At 71.4% G+C, this 7028-nt stretch carries 2 protein-coding genes; both read left to right on the top strand.

Translation table 11 applies throughout. The features are described from left to right. Positions 1-330: 330 nt before the first annotated feature. Positions 331-5328 (top strand): LamG-like jellyroll fold domain-containing protein, encoded by a 4998-nt coding sequence (locus tag ACFRAR_RS08300; protein WP_380696123.1) that lies wholly within the window; start codon positions 331-333, stop codon positions 5326-5328. A gap of 505 nt (positions 5329-5833) precedes the next feature. Then, positions 5834-6937, top strand: coding sequence for a serine hydrolase domain-containing protein (locus ACFRAR_RS08305; protein WP_380696131.1), 1104 nt, complete (start codon positions 5834-5836; stop codon positions 6935-6937). The last annotated feature ends 91 nt before the right edge of the window (positions 6938-7028 follow it).

A 7028-nucleotide genomic window follows, 5' to 3' on the forward strand; every position in this document is an offset into this window, starting at 1 on the left:
TCGCTCTCCGCCCGCGCGCTCCCGCGAACCGGCGAAACGCTACTTGCACCTGACAACCCCCCAGGTAAGCCCCCCTCACAACGAATTGGGGGGCGATCTTCACTTGAGCGCCAGGAACGGTATTGCCACACACTTTCGATAGCAATAGCCTTCCCCGCCGGGGGGAAATGGGGTCGGCGTCGCCACGGCCGCACGAGCGACCAGACGATTCGGACATTCAGTCCGTACAGCCGACGGACCGGACACTCCCGCGAGGCTCCTTGGCAAAACCATGGCCAAGGATCGCCGGTTTTATTTGACGCAACTTTTACCGATTTAAAGGAAACCATCATGTTCGCTGCCGTTCCACGGCAGAGCTCCAGACGGTCCGTCAGGCGGCGGATCGGCCTGGCGGTCGCTGCCGCGACCGTCGTCTCGGGCCTGTCCGGCCAGGCGTTCGCCGACACCGCCCCGGAGCCGCCCGCCCCCGGGAACACCACCGCACCGGCCGGGATCCAGCAGCCGCCGGCCGACGGCGGCGGCCCGGTCGCGGTGGCCCGCGCCGCCGCGAAGCAGAGCGGAAAGCCGGTCACCGTCGAGGAGTTGACCACCGAGACGAGCACCACCGTCGCCAATTCGGACGGCACCCTCACCCGGACCGACCACCACCGGCCGATCCGGGTGCGCAAGGGCGGCGCCTGGGTCCAGGTCGACGCGAACCTCGCCAAGAACACGGACGGCTCCTGGTCGCCGAAGGCCACCCCGTCCGGGGTGCGGCTGTCCGGCGGCGGCAACGGGCCGCTGGCCACCTTCACCGACGCGAAGGGCCGCACCCTGTCCTTCACGCTGCCGTTCACGCTGCCGGCGCCCGCCGTGTCCGGCGACGGCGCCCTGTACACGAACGTCCTCCCGGGCGTCGACCTCCAGGTGAGCGTCACCGACCAGGGCGCCTTCCGCGAGGTCCTGGTCGTCCACGACGCCAAGGCGGCCGCCAACCCGGCCCTGAAGAACCTCCGGCTCGCCACCACCACGCACGGGCTGACCACCAGCGCCGACCAGGACGGCAACCTCACCGCCACGGCCGCGGACGGCACCGCCGTCTTCACCGCGCCGACCCCGGTGATGTGGGACTCCGCGACCGCTCCGGCCGCGCCGGCCGCACCGGCCGCACCGGCCGCACCGGCCGCACCGGCCGCGCCGGCGGGAGCTCCGGCCAAGGCCCAGGCCGCGCCGTCGGGAGCCCAGGCCAAGGCCCAGGCCGCGCCGGCCGCCCCGGCCGCGCCCGAGCGGCCGGCCGACGCCCAGCCGGCGCCGGCGACCGCCGCCGACCACGCGGTGGTGGACACCACCGACGCCGCCACCTCCTCCGCCAAGCGGCCGGGCCAGGGTGCCCGCGTCGCCCCGCTGAAGGTGACGGCCGACGCCACCGGCCTGACGCTCACCCCGGACGAGGCCCGGCTGAGCAGCCCGGACACGGTCTGGCCGCTCTACATCGACCCCTACGTCAACCCGGCCACCGGCGGCACCAACCACTTCGCCGAGGTCAAGGAGGGCTGCTCGGGCCAGAAGCTCTACGACAACGGCCAGGAGAACGGCGAGGCCTTCGGCTACCAGCAGTACTCCAGCGACTGCTTCGGCCTGTACCGCTCCTTCTACGAGTTCGACATCAGCAACCTCAACTCGCGGATGGCGATCTCCAAGTCGACGCTCTACTTCACCGAGACGCACGGCGCCGACAAGGGCTGCAACAACACCTGGCCGGTGACCCTGAAGCTCACCGGGGGGATCAACTCCAACACGGTCTGGCCCGGCCCGGGCGTCGTCTCGACGATCGGCACCCAGTCGGCCAAGAGCGCCAACGTGTACGTCCCCTGCGGCAACCAGCCGGTCAACTTCGACGTCACCGGGGCGGTCTCGCAGTACAAGACGTACGGGAACCTGACCTTCGGCCTGTACGGCGACGAGGGCAAGTACTCGACCAACTACGGCTTCATGCGGTTCGCCCTCAACCCGTACATCCAGACCACCTTCGACATCGCCCCGAACACCCCGGACCAGCTCGGCACCACGCCGGCCACCGCGTGCGGCGGCGGCTGGATCGGCAACACCGGCTCCACCAACGGCAAGTCGAACATCACCCTGAACTCCCGCCTGAGCACGGACATGCAGGGCGTCAACCTGTACGCCCAGTACCACGTCTGGGACAACATGGTGAACAACGGCAGCGGCTCCCCGGCCGACGCCAGCTGGCCCAACAGCGGCTGGGTCGCCAACGGCACCACCGTGTACACCAACGTCGGAGGCATGGTCACCGACGGCCACACCTACGGCTGGAACGTCTCCGCGCAGGACGGCACCCTGGGCAGCCCGGGCTCGCCCTACTGCTACTTCAGCGTGGACCTGACCCCGCCCACCGTCCCGGCCATCGCCCCGTCGGCCGTCTTCCCGGAGCTGGGCGGCAGCGCCGCGCCGACCGGCCACGCCGGTGACGCGGCCACCGTCAAGGTGACCGCCTCCGACCCGACGCCGACCGGCTGCAACCTGTCCGCCTGCGTCAGCAGCGGCATCGCCCGCTTCGAGTACTCGCTGGACTCCAACATCCCGGGCAACGGCGCGCTCTCCAAGCCGGCCGTGCAGACCGGCGGCGGCAGCGCCACCGCCGACATCCCGATCAACGTCAGCACCGTCCAGTGGGGCACCCACACCCTGTTCGTCCGCGCCGTCGACGCGGCCGGCAACACCCAGGCCACCGTCGGCCAGTACTCCTTCTTCGCGCCCTGGAACCCGAACGCGAAGGTCACCGAGGGCGACCTGGACACGGACGGCATCCCGGACCTCGCCGCGGTCGGCATCGACGGCAACCTCTACCTGGTCAAGGGCGACACCGACCCGTCCGCCCTGCCCGAGCAGTCCTCGCCGCGCGCCTCCAGCCCCGACGGGACCAGCTGGAACAACTACCTGGTCACCCACCGGGGTTCGGCGACCACCCAGGTGGACGACCTGTTCGCGTTCCAGAAGAGCACCCACAAGCTCTACCTGTACAAGAACGACGCGATCTCCGGCGGCACCCCGGGCCACTTCACCGACCAGGCGAACGTCTATCCGATCAACACCTCGTCGAGCTGCCCGGCGTCCGGCTCGGACGGCACCTGGAACCAGGTGACGCAGATCCTCGCCACCGGGAAGCTGTCCGGCTACACCACCGCTCCGGACCTGATCACGGTCGACAACAAGGAGCTGTGGTACTACCCGGGCACCAAGCAGGCCGGCTGCTTCCTCGCCGCCGGTGTGAAGATCGGCACCGGTGACTGGTCGAACACCACCCTGCTGGCCCCCGGAACCGTGAACGGCGTCCCCACGCTGTGGGCCCGCAACAACGTCACCGGAGCGGTCAGCAGCTTCCCGCTCGACTTCGACGCCTCGCACCGGCCGACCAGCAGGATCACCGCACCGACCCGGGCGCCGCTGGTCAGCGGTGTGCTGGACACCGCGGGCAAGAACATGTGCCTGGACATCAACGGGTCGTTCACCGACAACGGCACTCCGGCGCAGATGTACTCCTGCAACGGCACCGACGCGCAGAACGCCTCGCTCGGCACCGACGGCACCGTCCACATGCTCGGCAAGTGCCTGGACGTCAACGGCGGCGGCACCGCCAACGGCACCCTGATCCAGCTGTGGGACTGCAACAACACGGAAGCCCAGCGGTGGCTGCCGGGGCCGTTCGCGGGCTCGCTCCTCAACCCGCAGTCCGGCCGCTGCCTGGCCGACCCGGCGGCGTTCAACACCCCGAAGACCCAGCTCATCCTCTGGGACTGCCTCACCGGCAACCCGGAGCAGACCTGGGCCGCCACCACGCCGGGCAAGGCCCTGCCCGCCGCGCAGCCGGTCATGCCGATCGCCGTCGGCGACCGGCTCGCGCCGGCCGTGGCCTCGCCCGGCGACGTGGACGGTGACGGCAACCCCGACCTGTACGCGACCTCCGCCACCGGCACCATCACCCTGATCCCGGGCGCCCGGACGCCGACCGCGCAGGCCGTCGACCGGTGGAAGCTGACCGGCACCGCCGACAGCGTCCGCGGCAACGACCTGACGCTGACCGGCGGGGCGGCGATCGTCTCCGACCCGGCCCGCGGCAACGTGCTGGCGCTGGGCGGCGGGACCGGGGCCGCGAGCACGGCGGGCCCCTCGATCGACACCTCGAAGAGCTACACCGTCTCCGCCTGGGTGAAGGACAACGACCCGTCGGTCTCGGCCGTCTTCGTCAACCAGGGCGGCAACAACGGCGTCGGCTTCCAGCTGTACTACTCGGCCTACGTCCACGCCTGGGCGTTCGGCCGGAACATCGACGACAACGCCGCCGACAACTTCAACGCCGTCTACGGCCCGACCAGCGGCCCGCTGGCCGTGCAGCCGGGCGTGTGGACGCACCTGACCGGTGTGTACGACGCCGACGCCAAGCAGTTCCGGCTGTTCGTCAACGGCGCCCCGGCCGGCACCGCCGCCTACGGCGGGACCAACTGGAACGCCACCGGCCCCGTCCAGCTGGGCCGCCGGGTGATGCCGGGCGGCGCCTTCGCCCAGTACACCAACTCGGTGCAGGTCAGCGACGTCTCGATCATCCCGGCCGCACTGCCGGGCGCCGCGACCGCGCTGATGACCGACACCGCGCAGTTCGGCGCCCCGGTCCTGCTCGGCAACGTCCGCAAGCCCGCCGACCGGTGGCGGCTGAGCGACCCGAGCGACGACATCCGGGCGAGCAACAACCTCAACGTGGCCGCCTCGGCCTCCTTCGTGTCCGATCCGGTCCGCAACGCCAAGGTGCTCTCCCTGCCGGGCACGTCGGACGCCCTCGTCTACACCCCCGGCCAGGTCCTGGACACCAGCAAGAGCTACTCGGTGGCCGCCTGGGCGTACCTGAACAACACCTCCTCCTGGTCGACGGTCGTGGGCCAGTCGGGCAGCGGAGCCAGCTCCTTCTACCTCCAGTACAGCAAGTCGTTCAACGCCTGGACCTTCACGTCGCCCAACGGCGACTCGACGAACCCGAGCAGCTGGTCCAACGCGTACGCCAAAACCCCGCCGGCCCTCAACACCTGGACCCACCTGGTCGCCACCTTCGACGCGCCCAGCCAGACCATGTCCCTGTACGTCGACGGCAAGCTCGCCGCCACGGCCACCAACCCGTCCCCCTGGGCCTCCACCGGCCCCCTGACCATCGGCCACGCCAAGACCGGCGACTACTTCCCGGGCCGGATCAGCGACGTCCAGGTCTGGGGCGCCGCCCTGTCCCCGGCCGCCGTCTCCGCGCTCGGCACCAGCAAGCCCGTCCTGACCCAGCTCAGCTGAGCCGGTCGGCCGACCACGGCCTCCGTCCGACCACGTCGGACGGAGGCCGTTTCCGTCGGTCTCCGAGCCGCGGCTCAGCCGGGGGGCCGGCCGAGGACGTAGCAGCGCAGGTCGATGTCCTCGGGCAGGGCGCGCGCGCCGCCGGGAAGGGCCCGACCCGCGCCCGGTGGCGGCCAGTTCATCGTGCCATTCACGCCCGACCTCCGACGGTCCGTCAATGTGCGGGAGGGAGAGGACACCGGTGGCGCGCGTGAGGAGCGGGCGAGGAGCGGCGAGCCGATCGGCACCGGTGGCCAGGAGCACGGTCCTGGTCGGGGGGTGGCTCCCGGAGCCTGCTCCCGGGCGCGGTTCGTCCTGGGTGCGGACGAACTCCCCCGCCCCCGAATGGTCCTCTTGATCGAGGCCGGGAATCACCGGCGCCGATCATCGGAGGGGACCTCTCGTGTACCAGCACGCACCGCACAACCGCTTCCCGCTCTCCCGCCGGGGCAGCCGGCACCGGGCGATGGCGGTCGTGACCGCCGTGGCCGCCGGGGTCATGACGGCCGGGGCACTGGCACCGACCGCGGCGTTCGCGGGCGGCAAGCCGGACAGCGTCCAGACGAGCCTCAACGCCCTGGTGAAGGACGACGGCCTGCCCGCCGCGCTGGCCTCCGTCAAGGGCCGCGACGGCCGCACCAGCGCCTACACCGCCGGCGTCGGCGACGTCGCCACCGGGGCCAAGGTCCCCGTGGACGGGCAGGTACGGATCGGCAGCAACACCAAGCCCTTCACCGCCGTCGTGGTGCTCCAGCTCGTCGCCGAAGGAAAGGTCGGCCTGGACTCCCCCGTCGACACCTACCTGCCGGGTCTGCTGCGCGGCGACGGCATCGACGGACGCACCATCACCGTCCGTCAGCTGCTCCAGCACACCAGCGGCCTGCCCGACTACGTGAACCAGGGCGCGATCCTCAGCAATCCGACGCGGTACTACGAGCCGCGTGAACTCCTCGACGCGGCCCTCGCCCAGAAGGCCCGCTTCGCCCCGGGCACGCGCTGGTCGTACAGCAACACCAACTACCTGATGGCGGGCCTGATCATCCAGAAGGTCACCGGACGGCCGCTCGGCGAGGAAGTCAACCGGCGCATCGTCGACCGCATCGGCCTGCGCCACACCTACTTCCCCACCCCGGGGGACACGAGCATCCGCGAGGCCCACCCCAAGGGCTACAACCGGGACGCCGACGGCTCGCTGCGCGACTACACCGAACTGGACCCGTCCTGGGGCTGGGCGGCGGGCGCCGCCGTCTCCACCACCAGCGACATCAACCGCTTCTACGCGGCGCTGCTCGGCGGTCGCCTCCTCCCGGCGGCCCAGCTCGCCGAGATGCGCACCACCGTCCCCGCCGACGAGGTGACTCCGGGCTTCCGCTACGGGCTGGGCCTGGCAAGCCGGCCGCTGTCGTGCGGCGGCGTGTACTGGGGCCACGGCGGGACCATTCCGGGCTACTACACGGCCGGGGGCGCCACCGACGACGGCCGCGCCACCAGCATCGCGGTGACCATGATCCCGGGTGACGCGGCCGAGAAGCACGTGGCGGCCGCGGTGGACTCCGCCCTGTGCCGCTGACCCTCCCCGATCAGGCCAGGGGGTTTCGCCGGGGCCCCGCGGCGGGTCCCGCGCCCCCAGGCCAATTGGCCTTGCAGCAGCTGTGTTGGGG

Origin of the sequence: Kitasatospora sp. NPDC056651, from assembly GCF_042792155.1 — a bacterium.
Classification (GTDB): domain Bacteria; phylum Actinomycetota; class Actinomycetes; order Streptomycetales; family Streptomycetaceae; genus Kitasatospora.

Bases quoted from the DNA above. Each gene is read 5' to 3' on its own strand.
- ACFRAR_RS08300 (WP_380696123.1), top strand. From the start codon at position 331: ATGTTCGCTGCCGTTCCACGGCAGAGCTCCAGACGGTCCGTCAGGCGG.
- ACFRAR_RS08305 (WP_380696131.1), top strand. From the start codon at position 5,834: ATGGCGGTCGTGACCGCCGTGGCCGCCGGGGTCATGACGGCCGGGGCA.